Below are 22,536 nucleotides of genomic sequence, written 5' to 3'. Positions count from 1 at the left end.
TCCCCTAGAGGGGACCGCAGGGGTGTTCACCCAGCTTTAGTCAGGCTTGATTTTCAGTCACGCACTCAACTCCCTGACTTTTTCTTCAATAACCAACAACACACTAAACATGTTTTTCTTTACTTCTTCATTAGTAAACCTTAAAAAAGTAACACCATACGCTTCTAATTCGCCTTGTCTTTTAGCATCATATAATACTTTATGATCATGACTAGAGCCATCGATCTCGATAACTAAACCAATTTCGTGACAATAAAAATCTGTTATATAATTTAACATAGGCACCTGTCTATGAAACTGAACACCATAAGCGCGTTGTTTTATATTTTGCCAAAGTAAGACTTCGGTTAATGTGCTATTTTTTCGTAATTGTCTTGCAAACAATTTTAAGTCTGAACGATATGGGATAATCTTATTTCTCATTGTGTAGAATACTTAAAGTAATTATGAACTCCGGACATACTTTTGAAGCTTATTCAACTATGAACTAACGAGTTAAATATATAACATTATTTGGAGATGTGTTTCAAGGACACCCCTAAAGCCCCCTCTAGGGGACAACCATTACCTCAATAGTTTTGGTGCTAATATAATTGGGAGACATAAAATGTATAACGAAGTTTAGCACGCAACCCTCCGGCAGAATGTCCCCTTGAGGGGACCGCAGGGGTGTTCACACTCAACTATCTCAGGCCCCTCTTTACGGACACCCCTAAAGTCCCCTCGAGGGGACAACCATCACATCAATAGTTATGGCGCTAGTTTGTTTATTAAGTATAAAGTTTATGAAGAAGCTTAATACGCAACACTCCGCAATATTGTCCCCTTGAGGGGACCGCAGGGGTGTTCACGCTCAGCTATATCAGACCCACTCACAAGAAACACTAAGATATTCAACAAAAAAAAACCACTAATATTAGTGGTTTTTTTATTTATAATTAGTCTGTTTTTAACGACGTTTCTTTTTAGACTTAAATTGAGCCTTATCTTTTCGTTGATTAAAAGGAACCGCATCATTAAACGTGTTTTTAGCATCACCTTTAGGTGCGTTTTTACGCCATTTTTCTGCTTTCTCTGGTAGTAACACTTTTAGTAAATCTTGACGCCCTAATTTGTTTAGGGTCTTTTTGATCCACGCTTTATTTTCATCTTTATACCAGAAGAAAAAACGATGTTGCTCGTCTTTCTCTTTACGTGTAATTGGTGTATTTACTTTTTTAAGTGTGTATGGATGGTATCCACTGTAATAAATTACGGTAGCAACAGTCATAGGCGTCGGTGTAAACCCTTGCACTTGTTCTAACTGAAATCCTAAATCCTTAGTTTCGGCAGCTAAGTTTGCCATATCTTCCACCTCACACGCAGGGTGATTAGATATAAAATACGGAATCAACTGTAGTTTTAAACCTTTAGCGATATTAATCTTATCAAAACGCTCTTTAAACTTATGAAAGTATTTAAACGATGGTTTACGCATCAGTTTTAATACAGGATCACTAGTATGCTCTGGTGCTACTTTAAGTCGACCAGAAACGTGCTTAGTCATCACCTCTTCCGTATAAGCATCAAGCTCTTTAGGATCGGCATTTTTATTAAATTCTGGCACTAACATATCATGTCGTATTCCAGAACCTATAAATGATTTTTTTACTTTTGGATGCTTGTCTACCGCTTGATACAAATCCGTTAACGGTTTATGTGACGTATCTAAATTACTACATATTACTGGCGAAATACAACTAGGCGCAACACACTTGTCGCAAATAGACTGTACTTTACCCTTCATTTGATACATATTAGCACTTGGCCCTCCAATATCACTTAAATACCCTTTAAAATCAGGCATATTAGCAACGGTATCTACTTCTTTTAAAATAGACTCTTGACTACGCGATGCAATAAATTTTCCTTGGTGTGCTGATATGGTACAAAAGCTACAACCACCAAAACACCCTCTGTGAATGTTGATAGAAAACTTAATCATTTCAAACGCAGGAATTGGTCCACGCTTATTATATTTTGGATGTGGTAATCTTGTGTATGGTAAATCAAAAGACGCATCAATCTCCTTTTCCGTCATGGTTGGATAAGGTGGATTAATCATTAAGGTCTTCTCTCCTACTTTCTGAAAAATTCGTCTAGCAGCCAATTTATTGGACTCTTGCTCTATAACTTTAAAGTTAGAAGCATACTGTTTTTTATCACTTAAACATACTTCGTGTGATGAGATCTCGATATCTTCCCAATTTGCATTTTTAGGAATACTGTCTCCTTTATCTAAAAGAACTGCAGTTTGTAATACTGTATTAATACTATTAAAAGGCACCCCTTTTTCAAGTAAACGCACCACTTCACGTAAGGGTTGTTCTCCCATTCCGTAAACCAACATGTCTGCTTTTGAAGTTTCTAAAATAGAAGGCATTAATTGATCACTCCAATAATCGTAATGTGTTACACGACGCAAAGACGCTTCAATACCACCTATTAAAACAGGTGTATCTGGCCACTTATCTTTTAAAATTTTAGAATATACTGATGTTGCGTAATCAGGTCTAAACCCAATATCTCCATTTGGAGTATACGCATCTTTATCACGTTTCTTTTTATTAGCATTATAATTACTAATCATTGGATCCATACAACCACCTGTAACTCCAAAAAACAATTTAGGCTTCCCCATTTTAACAAAATCCTGAAGATTATCATTAACATTTGGTTGCGGAACAATGGCTACACGTAAGCCAAAACTTTCTAACATACGCCCAATTACCGCTGGACCAAACGTTGGATGATCGACGTAAGCATCCCCACTAAAAAGGATAACATCTAGTGCTTCCCATCCGCGTATTTTCACCTCTTTGTTTGTGGTAGGTAACCAATCTGAAAGTTTTAATTCTTGCATAGTCTGCAAAAATAGTCAAAAAAAGACTCTTAAACACTATTGTAAAAGGGTTTAGCATATTTTTTAATATAAATAATGCCATTCTAATTTAACAGGTAATACTACTGACCCTCAACTAGTTTAAACAAACACCCTTTATTTAATCCATTAATTCAGGTCTATAAAACAGAAAAGTTGGCACGACGTCCAACTTTTCTAACACACTACTAATTCTGTTAATTCTGCTTTACAAAGACTTTGTATTCATTAGCAGCCAATGGAATAGCATCTCCTTTTAACACGACCATTTGATTGGTCATAAAATCAAGATATTCCCCTTTTTGTGGCAGATTTGCGTTTACACTTGCTTTAGACACATTTGCAATAAAAACAACCTCATCACCTCCATTTGTTCTTGAAAAAGACAAGATAGTTGTTCCGTTATCAATCGGTGTATATTTTGCTGATGCTTTTCCTCCGTACAATGCTTTATTACTTTGTTTTAGCGTTGCTAATTTTTCTAATAAGGCCCATGTGTTTCCTTTGGTATGTGGGAAACTATCTTTTTCAAAAAATAACAACCTGTGATCTAAATCAAACTCTTGTCCCGAATAAATTAATGGCATTCCTGGCGTTAAAAAGCTTAAGGTTGTCATCATTTCTGAAGCCTCTCCCATACGTTCTTTTATAGTGCCATTCCATGAGTTTTCATCATGATTGGTTACAAAATTCATTAAAATATCATTGGTTGCATAACGCTCAGCATCTGTTTTCATCGCAGTATACCATTCTGACACATCACTGTCTCCTTTTGCAATATGGTTCATGGCATGATGTCTATCCCATCCATATCCCATATCAAATAAACCGTCTTCTAACAATTCTGGCTCCCAAGCTTCAGCTAGCATAAAAATGTCTTTTTTAGCGCGCAATTCAGGAATAGCTTGTTGCCAAAAATTGGTTGGCACAGAACCTGCCACATCACATCTAAAACCATCAACACCTTCTTCTGCCAACCAATAGCTCATATCCTTAATCATTGCCTTACGCATCTCTTGATTGTCGTAATTTAAATCTGCAACATCCGTCCAATCCGTATCCAAAGGATGTACTACTTCTCCTTTATCATTTTGTGTGTAAAATTCTGGATTAGTCTTTAACCAGGTATGATCCCAACCTGTATGATTAGGCACCCAATCCAAAATTACATAAATCCCGTTATCATGAGCAGTCGTTAATAATGTTCTAAAATCTTCAATCGTTCCAAATTCCGGATTGATTTTAGTAAAATCAGATACTGCATAATAACTTCCTAAATATTTATCTTGTTCTGCTTCCGGAAACTCAGATGCAAATTTACTATCTGCTCCTCCTGTTGCTTTACGTTTTGTTTCCGAAATAGGAAAAATAGGCATTAACCAAATCACTTTTACTCCTATTTGTTTTAACTGCGGAATGTCCTTTGTGAATTGTTCAAAAGTCCCTTCTGGGGAATATTGTCTAATATTAGCTTCGTAAATAACAGCTGTTTCTAAATCTGAATCTGTTATAGGTTTTAGTGCTATTTTTTCTTCTGAAACTACTTTAGTCTCGACTTGTTTTTGTTCTTCTTTACAAGCAAAAACGGTTAGAATTACTAGGGATAATATTATTTTTTTCATTGTGTATTATTTTTGTGAGCACTTCGACTGCGCTCAGTGTGACATTGGTTGTTTTTAATAGAGATAATGTTTTATTTACCTCTTTTGAATGATATATTTCTTACTTTAAATCTTACTTATATCTTATAGGCACTTCGACTGCGCTCAGTGTGACATTAGCTAAGTGTGACATTGGTTGTTTGTGAGATTAGTTGTTTGATTTTTCTATTAAAATAATGGTTGAATCTGTTGCTATTGTAACCGTTCCGTTTTTAACTTCTAAAGTTTGTCCCGAATAAAAATCTTTAACTGTTGCTCCGTTTTCAAACACAGAAGACACCGTAATAGTTTGTTTTCCTTTAGGTAAGTCTAAACCAATAATAACGTCATCTTTATACTCTCCTTTACTATAACTTCTACTAAAAATATAAGGCGTCTCGCTTATCATCTTATGTTGTCCTGCTCCTACTGCTGGATGATTACGTCTAAATTGTCCAAGTTTTTGCCAATGGATTAATAAGTCCTGTTTTTGAGATAATTCTTCCCAATTCATGTTACTTCTTAAGGTCGCATCTCCCACAGTACCTTCCACAGTTAAATCTCTTGCAGACTCATCACCATAATAGACTTGAGCAGTTCCTGGAGACAATAATAAACGGGTAGCAGTTTCGAATGTCTTTTCTCTGTTAGCATCAAAAGGTTGCCCATCGTCATGAGAGGTTAAATAATTTAAAATGCCATAGTTTTTTAAGTCATTATTTAAAATACTATCGTAAGTCTTAAACTGCTCTTCATACGTTTGTTGCGCCGCATTCCATTTAAATTCAAAATTGATTAAACTATTAAATGCTTTGTCGAAATAGTTGATTTTTTTATCTCCAAAATCAAAAGCAGTTCCTGCCGAAATTCCGTAATTATAAACTTCTCCGACCATATAAAAGTCAGTATCATCTAATACCTTATCTGGGTTGTTCTGCTTAAATTCCGCGAAAGCGTTATCACAAACCGACTTAAACTCTTGCCAAACATAAGCTTCGGTATGTTTTACGGTATCTACCCTGTAACCATCAATTCCAAAATCAGTGATATAATCGCTTAACCATTTCATGATATAAAAACGAGGTGCGCGAGGATAACCCGTTGCCTTAAAAAACGCATCTAACTCTGCAACCTCTTGCTCATAACGCCCTTCTGCTTTCCACTTTTTGACTAATTCAGGTGGTAAAGCGACAGCCTCATTGCTTTCTGTTTTTATATCTGGAAGATTCTCAACTAACGTACATGTTACTGTATTATCGTAATTTTTATAGTCACATTGTGGCCCCGTTCTTACCCAATCACTTGGCCAAACAGGATCTTGTTTTGTAACTGGACCTGTGTGATTAATTACCGCATCAAGCAAAATACGAATGCCTTTTTTATGCGCCGCATCTACTAAATTTTTAAGGTCTGCTTTGTTTCCTAGATTGGCATCAATATTAGTCCAATCTTTAGTCCAATAGCCATGATATCCATAAGTGTTTCCTGTTCCTTCATTGGTTGCTCCGTGAATTTGCTCCACAATTGGAGACATCCAAATCGCATTAACCCCTAAATCGGTAAAATAACCCGCTTCAATCTTTTGCGTAATCCCTTTTAAATCGCCACCTTCAAAACCACGTAAAACGCCTGTTTCTTTTGTACGACCGTAGCTAATATCGTTGGTTTTATCGCCATTATTAAAACGATCCGTTAACAGAAAATATAAGTTTGCTGCTTCCCAAACAAAAGGTGTTTCCATAGTCTTTGGTTTTTGATTTTCGGCTAAGTCTTGTGCTTCTTTCTTTTCAGTTTTACAACTAAAAATAAGCATTGTAATTGCTAATAAAAGTATCCCTTTTCTCATATTATACTTAATATTTTATTTGTGTTTTGATGGCTGATGAAGGATTCCATTGCACATCAAAACTTAAAATCTTACTAATTTGGTTATAATTGAAATCTAATTTTTTGCTATCTATTTTTATACGCTTCGGGTCCGATGGAAAATTATGAATCACCACCGTTATTTTTTTGCTTGTTGTTACGTAATCAGAACCAACCTCAGCGTCAAACTGAAGCTCTAGCGCTTTTTTAGTGGTTTTAGAATCAAACTCTAAAATCTCATATTTCCCTTTTTCAAAAGCATTTTTAGTAGCTCCGTCATCATTATAAAGTGTACGCTTACTTTCTGAAACCGATGCATCAAAATAGTAATGTAAGTCCAATGTGTTTCCGTCATACTCCGCTGTACTTTGCATTGGTTTTGCGGTCGGAATAAAAGCACCACCACGAACGTATGTCGGAATGTTATTTTCTTCCGTTTTCACGGAAAGTGATTGCCCTCCGTTTACTTTTTTGTCCGTGTAAAAATCAAACCAATGACTGTTTTCAGGAAAGTAAACCTCTGCTTCTGTTTGATTAGGATTTACAATTGGTGTCACTAAAAAGTCATTCCCCCAAAGGTAAGTGGATGCCATAGTTTGCAGTTCTTTATTGTCTTCCTCTTCAAAAAATAAGGAACGCATTAAAGGTGCTCCGGTTTGGTTGTTTTCAAACACTAAGTTGTAATTATATGGTAATAATTTATAACGTAGCTCGATAGCCTGTTTTGCTAAGGCTTTGGCTTTATCACTTCTAAACACAGGTTCTGCTGGCACATCTTCTTGTGCATGCGGTCTGTAAATAGGTTGAAAAACACCATACTGTAACCAACGTGCGTACAACTCGTCATCCAAATTAGCACCTGCAAAACCTCCTAAATCACTATGCATATACGCCAACCCTTGCAGCCCCATTTGTAACGCTATTTCTGGTTGCGATTGTAATCCGCCCCATGTACGATTAACATCTCCCGACCAAGGAATCATTCCAAAACGTTGCGAACCCGAACTCCCTGCACGCATCAAAATAAATGGCCTTGTATTTGGCGCATTCTTACTATACATTTCTTGCACTAATTCTGCCCAATTATGACCATAAATATTATGAACTTCGTCTGCTGTTCCTGTGGCGTGTTGTAATCCTTTAGGATGCACTTCTGGCTCTCCTAAATCGCCCCAAACACCAGAAACACCTAAATCCGATAAGTCTTTATAGATGTTTTGAAACCATTGTTTACCCTTTGGATTATAAATATCTATCAGTCCTGTATTACCAAAATAAAAATCGAATGTAAATGGGTTTCCAAGCGTATCTTTTGCTAAAACATCTTCTTTAACCGCTTCGTCCCAACGTTTAGATGTAGTTAACACAAACGGTTCTGTTACCAATACCGTTTTTACGTTATTGTCTTTCAGTCCTTTTATCATCTGTTTTGGATTAGGAAACGAATCGCGATCAAATGCTAAATTTCCCATTGTTCCTTGGACGGTTTTTCCAAACCAAAAAATGTCAATAATTATGGCATCTAACGGAATCTTCTCCTCTCTAAACTTTTGAACCGTTGCTTCAACTTCTTGTTGCGAATGATAGCCAAAGCGACTAGAAAAGTTACCTAATGCCCATCGTGGTGGCATCGGTTGTCTTCCTGTTAATTGCGTGTAGTTTTTTGTTAGATCTAACCAAGAATCGCCAACCACAATTTGATAGGTTTTTCTACCTGAAATGGTTTCGTAAGTCAGTGTATTATCTTTTTTAGAATCTAAATCTAAAAAGCCAATGGGCGCATTATCAAAATGAATTAAATACTTGTTTGAAGACACCACAATTGGCATCGTGTAATTCATTAATTCACTACGGTTTTCATAACCATAATCTGCTTTGTTGTATAACTCTAAACGGTTTCCTCTGCGATTCATGCCTAACGCTCGTGCGCCTCCTCCGTATAAAACTTCGTCTGGTTTTAAGTTGAAACTAATAGTTTCAAATTGGTCTGTTTTTTGGTAACCATTTTTAACCGACGTGATTTCTTTTCCGTTTTTCCAATAGGAAATATGAAAAGGTGCTTTGGTGATTTTTACTGTTATTTTTTTAGATTGAAAACTAATCTCTGAAGTTGTCTCATTAAATTTTACATCAGAAAGCGTTTTATCCAAAACAACAGCATGTGATTTTTTATCAAATGTTTCACCTGTTGGTAAAAATGTAGTTTCGATAATTTCAGGACTGTAAAAATAGATGGAATAGCTTCCATCTGAAACCTGAATATTTAATTGATTATTTTGAAATTTAACAGACTTAAACGCTCTTTTTTCAATCGCGTCTTCAAACAACCAAGTAATGGCTTCAGCAAAATTATTACTCCAAAGCGCTTCGTTATGTTTTCCTTCTGGTACTACTTTAGATTGGATGTTTTTTTCAGGAAAACCGCTATTTTTTAAAATAGAAATAACACTATTCATGTCTGTAACGGTTTGGCTAATCTGATTATATCCTGCTTTTTCACCTTCTTTTCCTCCTGCTAAAAAATACATTTTAGTATCTTGAAGATTAGCATGAGACACAGTAAAAGGCTTTACCTCTGGAGCAAACCAAAATGCTGGTGAATACACACCAACTTTACCAAAAACAGTCGGGTGTTTTAGCGCAGCATAATGCGAAATTAAACCGCCCATAGAGCTTCCAAAAATGGCTGTATTGCTTCTGTCTTTTTTAGTGTTATAATTAGTATCTATGTAAGGTTTTAGCGTGTTTACAATAAAATCTACATACGCTTCTCCTTCGCCTCCACCATATGTGCTGTTTACCCACGGGGAATATTCGTCAAGACGTTTTGAGTCCCCGTGATCTATACCAACCACAATAAGTTTTAAGTTGTCTTTAAATAATTTATCTAAAGTTTCGTCTACATTCCACTCACCATAACCAGAAGTAGTTGCGTCAAAAATATTTTGACCATCATGCATATAAACTACAGGGTAATCTTGTTTTGATGTGTTATAATCTGGAGGTAAATAGATCCAAACACGACGTTTTCTATTAAGTTGTGGGATATTAAAAGTTTCTGAAATAATGGAAACATTTTTTGAAGCTGTCGAGACTTCCTTAGTATCAAACAAATGACTCCAACCTGATATTTTAACGTGTATTGTGTCGTTAGGTTTATTAAACTTATAGATACGATTATCAATTTTCTCACCTGTATTGCTACTCTCTGAAGTATCCCAACTCCCTAAGGTAAACTTATATAAAATACGTTGTTCTGTTTTAGGAAGTGTGATTTGATACTGCCCATTTACTTGTTTTAACTGGTAGTTTTTATGTCCACCAGACCAGCCTTCAAAATCACCTGAAATAAAAATTGTTGTTTCTTTTGGTGTATCTTTTGGAAGTTCTTCAATAATTATTGTGACTTGTGCTGATGCTATTTGAAAAAGCAAAAAAGATAATATGTATAATAAATTTTTCATTATTTGAGTTTATGAAACACTTCGACTGCGCTCAGTGTGACAACGGTTTATAATTTAGTGGTTAATAACAGACTTCCTCTTTCGTTTAAGATAATTTTATCTTGCCAATTGAAAGTTTCACCAGAAATTATATTTTTTAATGTCTTTCCATATAATCCTGCTTCTTCATAACGTTTTAAATCGATGGTCATTGGTGTTTCATTCTTATTAATGATTACAACAACGGTTTCTTCATCAATACTTCTGAATAAAACATACGTACCCATAAATGGTGCAAAGTGCATGGTTTTCCCGTCGTGAATAGCAGCACTTGTTTTTCTGTAATTCAATACTTTTTTAAGGAATAACTGCATCTCTTTTTGCGCATCTGTTAAGCCTTCGCCTGAAAATGCATTAACACTATCACCTTCCCACCCTCCTGGGAAATCAGTACGAATCAAACCATGATCTCCTGGTTTTGCAAAGTCGTCCATTAAAATTTCTGTTCCGTAATATAATTGCGGAATTCTAGGTAAGGTTAATAGGTAACTTAAAGCTATTTTCGTGTTTGGCACATCCCCTTTTAATTGTGTAAAAATGCGACTCATATCATGATTATCCGGAAATATCATAATATCTTTTGGAGAGGCATATGCAAAATCGTTTGCTAAGCCTTCATATATTTTAACCAAACCTTTATCCCAAGATTCTTCTTGATTTAAAGCGTCCACAATATTGTTTTGCATTGCAAAATCCATGGTTGATCTTAAATTAGATTGGTAACCGTCTTTATTCTCATGCCCTTTTTGCCAATACCCAATTAGTAATGGGTTATAACTCCATTCCTCTCCTACAATACTAAAATTAGGATACTCGTCCATGATAGCTCCAGCCCAATCCGACATAAACATTTTGTCTGGATAAGGATAAGTATCTTGTCTGATTCCGCTTAATTGTAAGGTTTCAACCCACCAAATACTATTCTGAATTATATAGTTAGCCATAAACGGATTACGCTGATTTAAATCTGGCATTCTTGCGCTAAACCAACCTTCAGTCATTTCGGTCTTATCACGATTTGAAGCATACAAATCTTGGTTACTTGTACGTCTGTGATTAGAATTAGCTAATGGTTGTTTATTTTCAAAATTAGATTGCTGATTAACCCAATCTTTAAAAGGTAAATCTTGCATCCACCAATGTTGGCTTCCACAATGGTTTGCGACTTGATCCATGATTAAACCAATACCTTTTTCTTTAGCTTTTGCAGCTAATTCTTGATATTCTTCTAGAGTTCCAAAACGTGGATCTACTTGATAAAAATCCGTCATTGCGTAACCATGATATGACGATTCGGGCATATCATTAGTTAACAATGGACACGACCAAATTTGGGTAAACCCCATCTCCTGAATATAATCTAAATGATTTATGATTCCTTTTATATCACCACCATGCCTACCATAATCGTCTGCTCTGTTTATGGTTTTCTCGTTTAAATTGACATCTATATCATTGGAAATATCTCCATTTGCAAAACGATCAGGCGTTATTAGATAAATAGCATCACTACTATCAAATCCTTGTATATCCGCAGCCTCGGTCTCCCTATCTTTTAATTGATAGGTTTGTACAAGTTGCGTTCCGTTTTTAAAATCGAAATAAATATTAAACTGTCCTGCTTTGGCATGCTCTGCTATAGACAATCCTAAAAATAAATAATTAGGACTATCCGCCTTATGGACTTTATCAATAGACACACCTGGATACTTTATGCTTGCTTTTGCTTCAGAAATATTAGGATGTTTGACTAATAACTGGAGTTGTTCATTTTTAAAACCAACCCACCAATTAGGAGGCTCAATCCTTTCTATGTCATTTTTAACTTCGGTTACAACCTCAGAAACTTTAGTGTTGCCAACCTTTTCTTTACATGAAAAACTAACACTAATTAAAACGATTAATGCTATGTGTATTAATTTTGTCATCTTAATTAGTGTCTTTAGTTTATGCTTTCACCAAGTTATTTGGCGAAATAGTCAAGGGATTATTATTTACTATTATGATCAAATCTGTGTTACCTTCTAACTCGAAAGTAGTTTCTGATTGTGACACATTTACTTTTAATATTTGGTCTCTAAAATTGACTTTAAATGAATACGCGTCCCATTCTTTAGGAATACGAGGTTCAAAATTTAGCATATCATTTTTAATACGCATCCCGCCATAACCTTCGACAATACTCATCCAAGTACCTGCCATACTAGTAATATGCAAGCCTTCTTCTACCTCTTTATTATAATCGTCTAAATCTAAACGAGAGGTACGTAAATAGAACGTATATGCTTGATCCATTTGATCTAACTTCGCTGCCTGAATACTATGCACACAAGGTGATAACGAGCTTTCGTGCACGGTAAATGGTTCGTAAAAATCAAAATGACGTTTCAATTCTTCAGTAGAAAATTGGTCTTCAAAAAAGTAAAACCCTTGTAACACATCAGCCTGTTTAATGTAAGGCGAACGTAAAATCCTATCCCAACTCCACTTCTGATTTATTGGTCGATCTACTTTTGGTAAATCCGCTACAGTAATTAATTCTTTATCTAAAAAGCCATCTTGTTGTAAATACACTTGATGCTTTTCAGAATATGGGAAATACATATTATCTGCAACTTTTTGCCAAGCATGTAACTCCTCGTGAGTAATTTTTGTTTTGCCCGTAATACGCAAATAATCGTCGTGATGTCCTTCTTTGACTTTCTCTATATTTTCTAACGCATAATCAATACACCATTTAGCTAAATAGTTAGTGTAAAAATTATTATTGATGTTGTTTTCATATTCGTTAGGACCAGTAACACCTAAAATAACGTATTGGTTTTTATCTGTTGAAAACGTAGCACGTTGGTGCCAGAATCTTGCTATTCCGATAAGGACTTCTAATCCCATTTCTGGAATATAACTGTAATCGCCTGTATAACGATAGTAGTTAAAAATAGCGAACGCGATAGCTCCGTTTCTATGGATTTCCTCAAAGGTAATTTCCCATTCGTTATGGCACTCTTCACCATTCATGGTTACCATTGGGTATAATGCTGCTCCGTTTTTAAAACCTAACTTTTCGGCATTTTCAATCGCTTTTTCTAAGTGATTATATCTGTATTTTAATAAGTTACGCGCGACGTTTTGATCTTTGGTAGCCATATAAAACGGAATACAATATGCTTCCGTATCCCAATAAGTACTTCCGCCATATTTTTCTCCTGTAAATCCTTTTGGACCAATATTTAGACTAGAATCTTTACCTAAATAGGTTTGATTTAATTGAAAAATATTAAAACGAATCCCTTGTTGTGCTTTTACATCTCCATCAATAGTGATATCTGACATTTTCCAAATAGCATCCCAAGCTTGCTTTTGCGCTTCTAAAAGCTGTGTAAACCCTTTTTCTGAAGCTGTAAATAAAGCTGTTTTTGCTGCTGAAACTAATTCCGTTTTATCGTGATTACGATCTACAGTATAACCTCCAAACTTAACAACACTTGCTGTTTGTCCTTTTGCAACCGAAAGACTATAAGTAAATGCAATCGCATTTTCCTGATGGTAAACTTCAGGATTTTGCTCTTGTTTTTTGTTCTCTAAATACACTGAAGCCTGCATAAACGTACAAGTATGAAAACCTGTTTTCATGGTTTTTGCTTCAATAAAAGCCTTATCATTTTCTGTAGTCACTTTTAAAGTATCCCAAAATTGGTCATCCCAATTGGTATCTTCATTAGTAATTCCTGAATCTAAATACGGTTGAAATTTAATAGTAGCGTCTCCATTTAAAGGTGTTACTTGGTAATTAATTGCACCAACCTCATCTAAATCTAAACTTAAAAAACGTGTTGTTTTAACCTCTACTTCTGATTTATTTTGAAGCGTTGCTGTAAACGTTCTAGACAACCAACCTTCTTTCATGTTAAGCTCTCTTCTAAAATTAGTGATTGCAACACAGGTATTTAAATCTAACTGTTCGCCATTAATTTCTACATTAATACCAATCCAATTTGGTGCATTTAGCACTTTTGCAAAATATTCTGGATAACCATTTTTCCACCAACCCACTCTGGTTTTGTCTGGATAATAAACCCCTGCAATGTAACTTCCTTGAAAGGTTGGACCGGTGTACTGTTCTTCAAAATTAGCACGTTGTCCCATGGCGCCATTTCCGATACTAAATAAACTTTCTGAAGATTTTACGCGATCTGCATCAAAACCTTCTTCAATTATAGACCAATTGTCTGGTTGTATATAATCTTGATTCATTTTCTTATATTTTTTTGATAACATACACTTCGACTACGCTCAGTGTGACAATCAATATTTTTATCTATTTATTAATTCTTCTATAAAGCTATTTTCTATTTCAGTAAAATCCGAAAAGATATAATCAGCCTCATGTAATACATTTCTTTCTCCAATACCAATAGATATCATGTTAGCAGTATTAGCTGCTTGAACACCTGCTACTGAATCTTCAAACACGATACAATCTTCTGGTTTCATATTTAAATGCTGTGCTGCTATTAAAAACACCTCTGGATCTGGTTTTGCTTTGCTTACATCGTTACCATCCACAATAGCATCAAACTTAGAAAGCAAGTTGACTTTTTCTAAAATTGGGCGTGCATTTTTACTAGCAGAACCCAAAGAAATTGGTTGTTTTTGAGCAATTAAATACGCTAATATTTTAGGTACATCAGGTAAGACTTCTTCATCAGTCATTTTTTCAATGAAGCTTAAATACTCTTCATTTTTTTTACCCATTAATGAGGCAAACAGTTCTTCTGAAATGGTTTTATTTCCCCATTCCAATATTTTCTCTAATGATTTTACGCGGCTAACACCTTTAAGTTGTTCGTTTTGCTCGTGTGTAAAATCAATACCTATACTTTTTGCAAGGTTTTGCCAAGCCAAAAAGTGGTATTTTGCTGTGTCTACGATGACACCGTCTAAATCGAATATGAATCCTTTTTTATTCATCTTTTAAATTTCTTCTGCTTGGTATGTAATTGCGTTTTTGTTGGTAATTAATAAGTTGCAAAGTCCTGCAATTATTAAGCTAATTCCTGCAACAGTCATTGCATTAATAGCGTCATCACCTAATAGTCCTGAGATAAAATTAATACCTCCAAGTGCTGCGATAATTTGCGGAATAACAATAAACATATTGAAGATCCCCATAAACATTCCCATTTTTTTAGGGTCTACAGAACTTGATAACATAGCGTAAGGCATAGATAAAATACTACCCCAAGCAAACCCAATTAATGCAAAGCACCATTTTAAGTTATCAGGAGAGGTGTAGTTCATCAATACAAAACCAAGACCTCCTAAGATTAGAGATGCCATGTGGACATACTTTCGGTTAATATTTTTTCTAGAGGTATAAAACACTAATAATAAAGCAAACGCCATAGAAGATAACCCATAAACCCCCATTGCAGATCCTATTGCATTTGACGATTCTTGAAAGGCAGTATTTACAACATTAAAAGCTTCGGCTTGAGCCGGAATAGTCATGTCATAAGCAGTCTCTACAGGAGCTGGTGTTTTAAACACATGCTCTGTTAGTGCCGGATTTGCCATGCTCCACATGGTAAAAAATGCAAACCATGAGAAAAACTGGATTAAGCCAAGTTTTTTCATTGTTAGTGGCATGTTTCCAATATTATTTAGAATGTCTGGAATGAATTGGTTTTTTTTAGCCTTTTCTTTTTTGAAAGCTTCCATATCCTCTGGTGGATATTCTGTAGTTGTAAGCACCGTGTAAAGGATACTTCCTAGAAACACTAGAGCACCTATTGCAAATGATAATTTTACAGACATGGGTAAAACCCCTGAGTCCGCAGAATTACTTATCCCAAAATAGGATACTATTTCCGGTAAACTACTAGCAATCCATGTTCCTATTCCAATAATTAAAGCTTGCATTACAAATCCGTAAGAGCGCTGAGACTCTGGTAATTTATCCGCAACCAAAGCCCGAAAAGGCTCCATTGAAATATTAATAGAAGCATCTAAAATCCATAAAAGGCCTGCTGCCACCCACAATACAGGAGAGTAAGGCATAAAAAATAAAGCCATAGTACTAAGTACCGCTCCAATTAAAAAATAAGGTTTTCTTCGTCCCCATCTTTCACTCCAAGTACGATCACTCATATAACCAATAATAGGCTGAACAAGCAGACCTGTTAAAGGTGCAGCAATCCAAAGCATAGGGATCTCATCAGGAGCAGCTCCTAATGTTTGAAATATTCTTGTCATTGAAGTGCCTTGTAAGGCGAAACCAAATTGAATTCCTAAAAAACCGAAACTCATGTTCCAGATTTCTAAAAAACCAAGTGTGCGTTTTTTCATAATAGTATTTTATTAGTTGATACTATTTGATAAGCGAAAAAACCTATCAAAACTATATTACCTGAGAAGTAAAAATATAAGTTTTGAATGCTGTAAAGATATAAAAGTTTTTAAATGACCAAGGTTATTTTTTTATTTTGTTGATTCGCGTTCTATCAATTCTGTTTCAATAACTACGGTTTCGTAGATGTCTTCTTCGTCTTCTCTTTCTAAATTATTTATCAATAATTCGGCAGCTTTTTCACCTATTTTCTGGCCATGTTGACTTACGGTAGTTAAGGCTGGTACTGCATGTTTAGACAATACACCATCTGTAAAACCAATAATTTGAAGATCGTCTGGAATATTCATTTTTAACTTTCTGGCTACCTTCATTGCTGTAATTGCATACAACTCATTTACAGCAAAAATACCATCCAGTTTTTTATTGTTTCTAAACAAATTTTCGATTTCTTTTTCAAGAGAATCTAAATGATCTTCCGATAATAACTCATCATCCACCTTTAAAATCAAGCTTGCTTTTGGGTTAATTTTATGTTCTTCTAAAGCTTCTAAATACCCTTGCGTTCTTAATTTTCCGACACTAACATAATCTTTAGTGGTTATAATGGCTATATTTTTACAATCATTACTTATTAGCTTACTAACCGCCTTTTTTGCACCTAAAACATCATCTACAATTATTTTATCACACTTTATAGCATTGACAACGCGATCAAACATCACGATAGGCATTCCTTGATTAATCGTTTCGGTAAAATGATGGTAATCTTGTTGTTGTAACGTCTCTTTTGCAATAGACAATATAAATCCGTCAATACTACCATTGGCTAACATTTCCATGTTGATTACCTCTTTTGCAAACGACTCATTTGACAGTCCAACAATAACATTATATCCTCTTTTATTGGCTACTGCTTCAATACCGCTAATAACCTTAGAAAAGAAGTGATGTACTATTTCTGGTATGATAATACCTATAGTCTTTGTCTTTCTGTTTTTTAAGCTAAGTGCTATATTATTAGGTCTGTAGTTATAAAATTTAGCAAAAGCTTGTACTTTTTGACGGGTGTCTTCGCTGATTTCAATACTATTTCTTAACGCTTTAGAAACCGTAGAAATAGACACATCTAATTCTCTCGCAATTTGTTTAAGTGTTATTCTTTTTTTCATAAATAAGGTGGTTGTTTGGTACTGAGTTTGAGATTTAACAAATATATGACGTTAAACTTATTGGTTCTTTCCAAATATCTATTAAAAAATGACGATAATTCAATATTTATGAGTCATTTCCCTCAAATACTCAAAAAGTTGTCAACACGAAAACGTTTTCGTAGCACATTCTCAAAATTGAGATAAAAAGTTAACATAAAATTTACATAGCTTTATCCTCGAGAAGTAGAAATATACATTTAAAATTTAAACTAATTTAATATTATTGTATGAAAACAATTTTTAAAAGGCTTCTATTAGCTTTACTGTTTATACCAACTGTTTTACTTGCACAAAGTACAGTTACAGGGACAGTTACTGAAAAAGCTTCAGCCTTACCCATACCTACGGTTAATGTTATTATAAAAAATACAACTAAAGGTGCAGCTACGGATTTTGATGGTAATTACTCACTTGATGTTAACAATGGAGACGTTTTAGTATACTCTTACATTGGTTATGTCTCTCAAGAAATAACATATACAGGTCAATCTAAATTAAATGTTGCTCTAGTTGAAGATGCTGCACTTTTAGATGAAATTGTAGTTATTGGTTATGGTGGTGTAAAAAAAGAAGATTTAACAGGAACAACAGATTTACTAACCAGCGAAGACTTTAACAAAGGACCAATTGTATCTGCACAATCACTTATTAGTGGTAAAGTAGCAGGTGTAAATGTAACTTCTGGAAGTGGAGCGCCTGGAGAAGGACAAAGCATTACTATACGTGGAGCAGGATCTTTATCCTTAACTACAGAACCACTTTACGTTATTGACGGAATCCCGTTAGATAACGGTGGTGTTGGAGGAACTAGAAACCCTTTAAACTTTATTAATCCAAATGATATTGAAACTTTTGTAGTCTTAAAAGATGCCTCTTCCACAGCAATCTATGGATCTAGAGCTGCCAATGGTGTTATTTTAATTACTACTAAAAAAGGAAAAAACAAAGACTTTAAATTTAACGTAAGTTCTCAAACTACGGTTTACAGTCCAATTGATAATGTTGATGTATTATCCGCAGATCAATTTAGAACCTTAATTAATGATATAGGTACGCCTGCTCAAATTGCACAATTAGGAAATGCAAATACAGACTGGCAAGACGAAATATACAAAACAGCCTTTGGACAAGACCATAACTTTAGTGCTTTAGGTAATGCTTTTGGTGTACCAATGCGTGCGTCTTTAGGATATTCTGAACATGACGGAATATTAGATGGCGACAATTTAAAACGTACAACAGGATCAATAAGTCTTACTCCAAGTTTATTAGAAGACCATTTAACCGTACAATTAAATGCTAGAGCAATGTATACTGAAAATACATTTTCTGATAGAGGAGCTATTGGAAGTGCTGTAAGTTTTGACCCTACACAATCTATTTTAGATCCTAACTCACAATACGGTGGATATTTTGCATGGTTAGATGCAGGAACAGGAAACCAAAATAACTTAGCGCCAACTAACCCATTAGCTTTATTAAACCTAAAGGATGATACTGCAGAAGTTAGACGTTTTGTTGGTAGTGCTAAATTTGATTATAAAATACATGGTTTTGAAGATTTAACTGCAACAGTTAATCTTGGTTACGACACTTCTAACAGTCATGGTCGTACAGTAACTTCAGAATTTATTCCAACATCAGACCCAACCTTTAACGGTTCTAAAACTAGTTATTCTCAAAACTCTGACAACAAAGTTTTTGATGCGTATTTAACGTATAACAAAACGTTTAAGGATGTTCATAATCTAACAGTTGCGGGAGGTTACGCATACCAGTCTTTTGAATATGACAACTTTAGTAATGATAGCGAAGCTCAAGAAGATGGAAACCAATTTGAGTTTATAGATAAATCTAAAAATGTTTTATTATCTTATTTTGGAAGAGCTAATTATAATTACGATAGTAAATATTATTTAACTGCTACCGTAAGAGCCGATGCTTCTTCAAAATTAAACCCAGATGACCGTTGGGGAATTTTCCCTTCTGTTGCTGCTGCATGGAGTGTACACAAAGAAGATTTTATGCAAGATTCTTTCTTTAACGAATTAAAATTACGTGTTGGTTATGGTGAAGTAGGAAACGTAAACGGATTAGGTGACTACCAGTTTTTAACACGATATAACGGAAGTACAGATACTGCTAATTACCAATTTGGTACTGGTTTCTTTCAAACCTACAGACCTGAACCTATTAACAAGGATTTACGTTGGGAGATTGGAAAAACATTTAATGTTGGTTTAGACTATGCCTTTTTAAACAGACGTATTTCAGGATCGGTTAACGCTTATGTAAAAGAAACTAACGACCTAATTGCTTCTGCACTTGTAGATCCTTTTACAAACTTTGGAAACAGAGTAAACAAAAACATTGGTAATATGGAAAACAAAGGTTTAGAATTTAACCTTAACGTTATTCCTGTAAAAACAGACGATTTTGAATGGTCCGTTAACTACAATGTTTCTTTTAATGACAATACAATTACAAAGCTTAATGTAGACCAAGCACAGGGTGGTATTTCTACAGGAACTGGTAACACGGTTCAAATTCATCGCGAAGGAGAATCTGCTAATAGTTTTTATGTTTTTGAACAAGTATATGATGTTAACGGAACACCATTAGAAGGTGTTTTTGTAGACAGAAACGGAGATAACGTTATAAACGACGAAGACAAATACATCAAAGAAGATCCATTTGGAGATATCTTAATGGGCTTTAATACAAATGCTAGTTATAAAAACTGGGACTTCTCTTTACAATCAAGAGCTAGTGTAGGAAACTATATGTATAATGATGTAGAAGCTAATAGAGGTGTTTTACTTAACGCAACTAACAATAACATTTTATCTAACATTCATTCTGACTACTATAACAGTGGATTTACGGTAATTAGTGATAGAACAGCTACTAGTGACCATTTTGTACAAGAAGCATCTTTCTTTAAAATAGACAACATCACAATTGGTTATACTTTAGATAAAGTAAAAAACACAACGTTTAGGTTTTACGGATCATTACAAAACGTTTTAACAATAACAGATTACAGTGGATTAGATCCTGAAATTAATTTAGGTATCGATAATAACTTTTATCCAAGACCTAGATCTTTTGTAATGGGTGTAAACATTGATTTTTAATAAAAAAGCAGAAAAATGAAAAAAGAACTTAAACATTTAATTGTAATCATGTTACTATCCTTAGGATTTGTATCATGTCATGACGATTTAGATCAGTCTCCGATTGATCCAGATAGTTTTACCGAAGAAGATGTGTTTGCTAATGCAACAGAAGCAAAAGGGGCTTTAGCAAAACTATATGCTAGTTTAGCATTGACAGGACAACAAGGTCCTTCTGGACAAGCAGATATCGCAGATATAGATGAAGGATTTTCTCAATACTCGCGTATGCTTTTCAACTTAAACGAATTAACTACAGATCACGCAGTTGTTGGTTGGGGTGATGCAGGTTTACCTGATTTACACGGGCAATATTGGTCTGGAAGTAATGACTTTAGTGAAGCTATGTATTACAGATTAGCACAAGAAGTTTCTTTTTGTAATTCTTTTATAGGCAATGCAGCTGCATTAACAGATGCTGAGGTTAGTAATTTTATTGCGGAAGCTCGTTTTTTAAGAGCCTTTGCATACTATAACTTAATGGACCTATACGGAAGTGTGCCTTTAGTAACAGAAGTAACAACAGACTTACCGTCTCAAGCTTCAAGAACCGAATTATTTAATTTTGTTGAATCAGAATTATTAGCGATTCAAGGCGAATTAAAGCCTGGTCGTTCTAACGAGTATGGACGTGTAGACGAAGTTGCTGCTTGGGCTTTACTATCTAAACTATACTTAAATGCAGAAGTTTGGACAGGAAGCGCACGTTATACTGACTGCGTAACGTATTCTAATAATGTTATTAACTCTGGATATAGCATTAACATGAATGATGCTAATGGTAACGGAACTGCTTATGACGAATTATTCTTAGCAGATAACGATACTAACGGAGCACAAGACGAATTTATCTTTGCTTTAAATTTTGACGGTCTTAGATCTCAAACTTATGGTGGTACTACTTTTTTAGTGCATGCTGCTATCGGAGGGACTATGGATGCTACTCAATTTGGTGTAAATGGTGGTTGGGCCGGAATTAGAACAACTAAAAATCTTGTCGAAAAATTCGCTGCCAATATAGACGATTTAAATGCTGCTTTAGGAACGCAATCAGATTGGGGACTTGTTGGAGATGGTACACCAAATGGATGGGACGGACCAGATACAGAAATGTTTCAAACTGGATCTAATCAATTTGGTCTTTATGTAGATTTAACTGATGGTTTCATGAAATTTAGATTTAATGAAGATTGGGGAAATAACTACGGAGACGATGATCCACAAGATGGTGCTTTAGAAAATGGAGGTGGAAACATTCCTGTAACTGCAGGAACATATTACATTACTTTAGATCTTAATGCACTAACCTACACAATAACACCTTTTACAGCAGATAAAAGAGGAATGTTTTATAGTGATGGACAAAACTTAGAAATCGAATCTATTCCGCCTTTCGAGAATGGTTATGCGGTGACTAAATTTAAAAACGTAGATAGTGACGGATTTCAAGGTAGTGATGCTGCTGGAGACTTTGTAGATTCTGATTTACCGTTAATTCGTTTAGCCGAAATTTATTTAAACTACGCCGAAGCGACTGTTAGAGGTGGTGGCGGAGATTTAGGTTTAGCAACAATGAAGATTAACGAATTAAGAGAAAGAGCTACAGGTGGTGCTTTCGCTAATATTTCAAGTGGAGATATCACGTTAGACTTTATTCTTGATGAAAGATCTAAAGAATTATACTGGGAAGGTCAAAGACGTACTGATTTAATTAGATACGATTACTTTACTACAGATGCTTATTTATGGCCATTTAAAGGTAACGAACCAGCAGGAACTTCAGTGTCAAGCTTTAGAAACCTTTTCCCATTACCAACTAGTATTATTACAGTTAATCCTAACCTTTCTCAAAACGAAGGGTACTAAAA

General features: G+C 34.9%; 12 protein-coding genes. 2 read left to right on the top strand and 10 right to left on the bottom strand.

The annotated features are described in order from the left end of the window. Positions 1–57: 57 nt before the first annotated feature. The 10 genes from ACZ2G2_RS07670 to ACZ2G2_RS07625 all read right to left on the bottom strand — a co-directional run bounded on the left by ACZ2G2_RS07670 (position 58) and on the right by ACZ2G2_RS07625 (position 17,450). Positions 58–423, bottom strand: a complete 366-nt coding sequence (locus tag ACZ2G2_RS07670; RefSeq protein ID WP_101015399.1) for an endonuclease domain-containing protein — start codon at positions 421–423, stop codon at positions 58–60. A gap of 526 nt (positions 424–949) precedes the next feature. After that, positions 950–2,902 (bottom strand): YgiQ family radical SAM protein, encoded by a 1,953-nt coding sequence (locus ACZ2G2_RS07665; RefSeq protein ID WP_101015400.1) that lies wholly within the window; start codon positions 2,900–2,902, stop codon positions 950–952. Between the two features lie 215 nt (positions 2,903–3,117). Then, positions 3,118–4,542, bottom strand: a complete 1,425-nt coding sequence (locus ACZ2G2_RS07660; RefSeq protein ID WP_470394867.1) for an alpha-amylase family glycosyl hydrolase — start codon at positions 4,540–4,542, stop codon at positions 3,118–3,120. Positions 4,543–4,729: 187 nt separating this feature from the next. After that, positions 4,730–6,406: an alpha-amylase family glycosyl hydrolase gene (locus ACZ2G2_RS07655; RefSeq protein WP_470394865.1), complete on the bottom strand. Its 1,677-nt coding sequence runs from the start codon at positions 6,404–6,406 to the stop codon at positions 4,730–4,732. Positions 6,407–6,413: 7 nt separating this feature from the next. Next, complete coding sequence (locus tag ACZ2G2_RS07650; RefSeq protein WP_470394863.1) at positions 6,414–9,890, bottom strand: TIM-barrel domain-containing protein; 3,477 nt, start codon at positions 9,888–9,890, stop codon at positions 6,414–6,416. A gap of 47 nt (positions 9,891–9,937) precedes the next feature. Further along, positions 9,938–11,857 (bottom strand): glycoside hydrolase family 13 protein, encoded by a 1,920-nt coding sequence (locus ACZ2G2_RS07645; RefSeq protein ID WP_470394861.1) that lies wholly within the window; start codon positions 11,855–11,857, stop codon positions 9,938–9,940. A 19-nt stretch (positions 11,858–11,876) separates the two neighbouring features. After that, positions 11,877–14,183, bottom strand: coding sequence for a glycoside hydrolase family 65 protein (locus ACZ2G2_RS07640; RefSeq protein ID WP_470394859.1), 2,307 nt, complete (start codon positions 14,181–14,183; stop codon positions 11,877–11,879). A gap of 60 nt (positions 14,184–14,243) precedes the next feature. Further along, a complete protein-coding gene (pgmB, locus tag ACZ2G2_RS07635; RefSeq protein WP_282069385.1) occupies positions 14,244–14,900 on the bottom strand; it encodes a beta-phosphoglucomutase in 657 nt (218 codons plus the stop codon). 3 nt (positions 14,901–14,903) lie between these two features. Continuing rightward, entirely contained in the window at positions 14,904–16,277 is a 1,374-nt protein-coding gene (locus tag ACZ2G2_RS07630) for an MFS transporter (RefSeq protein ID WP_101201987.1), read from the bottom strand. A gap of 132 nt (positions 16,278–16,409) precedes the next feature. Continuing rightward, a complete protein-coding gene (locus ACZ2G2_RS07625; RefSeq protein WP_470394857.1) occupies positions 16,410–17,450 on the bottom strand; it encodes a LacI family DNA-binding transcriptional regulator in 1,041 nt (346 codons plus the stop codon). A 269-nt stretch (positions 17,451–17,719) separates the two neighbouring features. Here ACZ2G2_RS07625 and ACZ2G2_RS07620 point away from each other — a divergent pair, with 269 nt between their 5' ends. Together ACZ2G2_RS07620 and ACZ2G2_RS07615 are read left to right on the top strand one after the other, a co-directional pair. After that, positions 17,720–20,629: a SusC/RagA family TonB-linked outer membrane protein gene (locus tag ACZ2G2_RS07620; RefSeq protein ID WP_470394856.1), complete on the top strand. Its 2,910-nt coding sequence runs from the start codon at positions 17,720–17,722 to the stop codon at positions 20,627–20,629. Positions 20,630–20,644: 15 nt separating this feature from the next. Continuing rightward, positions 20,645–22,534 (top strand): RagB/SusD family nutrient uptake outer membrane protein, encoded by a 1,890-nt coding sequence (locus ACZ2G2_RS07615; RefSeq protein ID WP_470394854.1) that lies wholly within the window; start codon positions 20,645–20,647, stop codon positions 22,532–22,534. Positions 22,535–22,536: the final 2 nt, after the last annotated feature.

This window comes from Olleya sp. KKT75, assembly GCF_055635485.1.
The sequence above is the reverse complement of the archived record's forward strand: the minus strand, read 5'-3'. Positions and strand labels throughout refer to the sequence as shown.

Excerpts from the sequence above, each read along its gene's own strand:
- ACZ2G2_RS07615 (WP_470394854.1), top strand. The coding sequence starts at position 20,645 with ATGAAAAAAGAACTTAAACATTTAATTGTAATCATGTTACTATCCTTA.
- ACZ2G2_RS07630 (WP_101201987.1), bottom strand. The coding sequence starts at position 16,277 with ATGAAAAAACGCACACTTGGTTTTTTAGAAATCTGGAACATGAGTTTC.
- ACZ2G2_RS07665 (WP_101015400.1), bottom strand. The coding sequence starts at position 2,902 with ATGCAAGAATTAAAACTTTCAGATTGGTTACCTACCACAAACAAAGAG.
- ACZ2G2_RS07625 (WP_470394857.1), bottom strand. The coding sequence starts at position 17,450 with ATGAAAAAAAGAATAACACTTAAACAAATTGCGAGAGAATTAGATGTG.
- ACZ2G2_RS07640 (WP_470394859.1), bottom strand. The coding sequence starts at position 14,183 with ATGAATCAAGATTATATACAACCAGACAATTGGTCTATAATTGAAGAA.
- ACZ2G2_RS07650 (WP_470394863.1), bottom strand. The coding sequence starts at position 9,890 with ATGAAAAATTTATTATACATATTATCTTTTTTGCTTTTTCAAATAGCA.
- ACZ2G2_RS07660 (WP_470394867.1), bottom strand. The coding sequence starts at position 4,542 with ATGAAAAAAATAATATTATCCCTAGTAATTCTAACCGTTTTTGCTTGT.
- ACZ2G2_RS07655 (WP_470394865.1), bottom strand. The coding sequence starts at position 6,406 with ATGAGAAAAGGGATACTTTTATTAGCAATTACAATGCTTATTTTTAGT.
- pgmB (WP_282069385.1), bottom strand. The coding sequence starts at position 14,900 with ATGAATAAAAAAGGATTCATATTCGATTTAGACGGTGTCATCGTAGAC.
- ACZ2G2_RS07670 (WP_101015399.1), bottom strand. The coding sequence starts at position 423 with ATGAGAAATAAGATTATCCCATATCGTTCAGACTTAAAATTGTTTGCA.
- ACZ2G2_RS07645 (WP_470394861.1), bottom strand. The coding sequence starts at position 11,857 with ATGACAAAATTAATACACATAGCATTAATCGTTTTAATTAGTGTTAGT.
- ACZ2G2_RS07620 (WP_470394856.1), top strand. The coding sequence starts at position 17,720 with ATGAAAACAATTTTTAAAAGGCTTCTATTAGCTTTACTGTTTATACCA.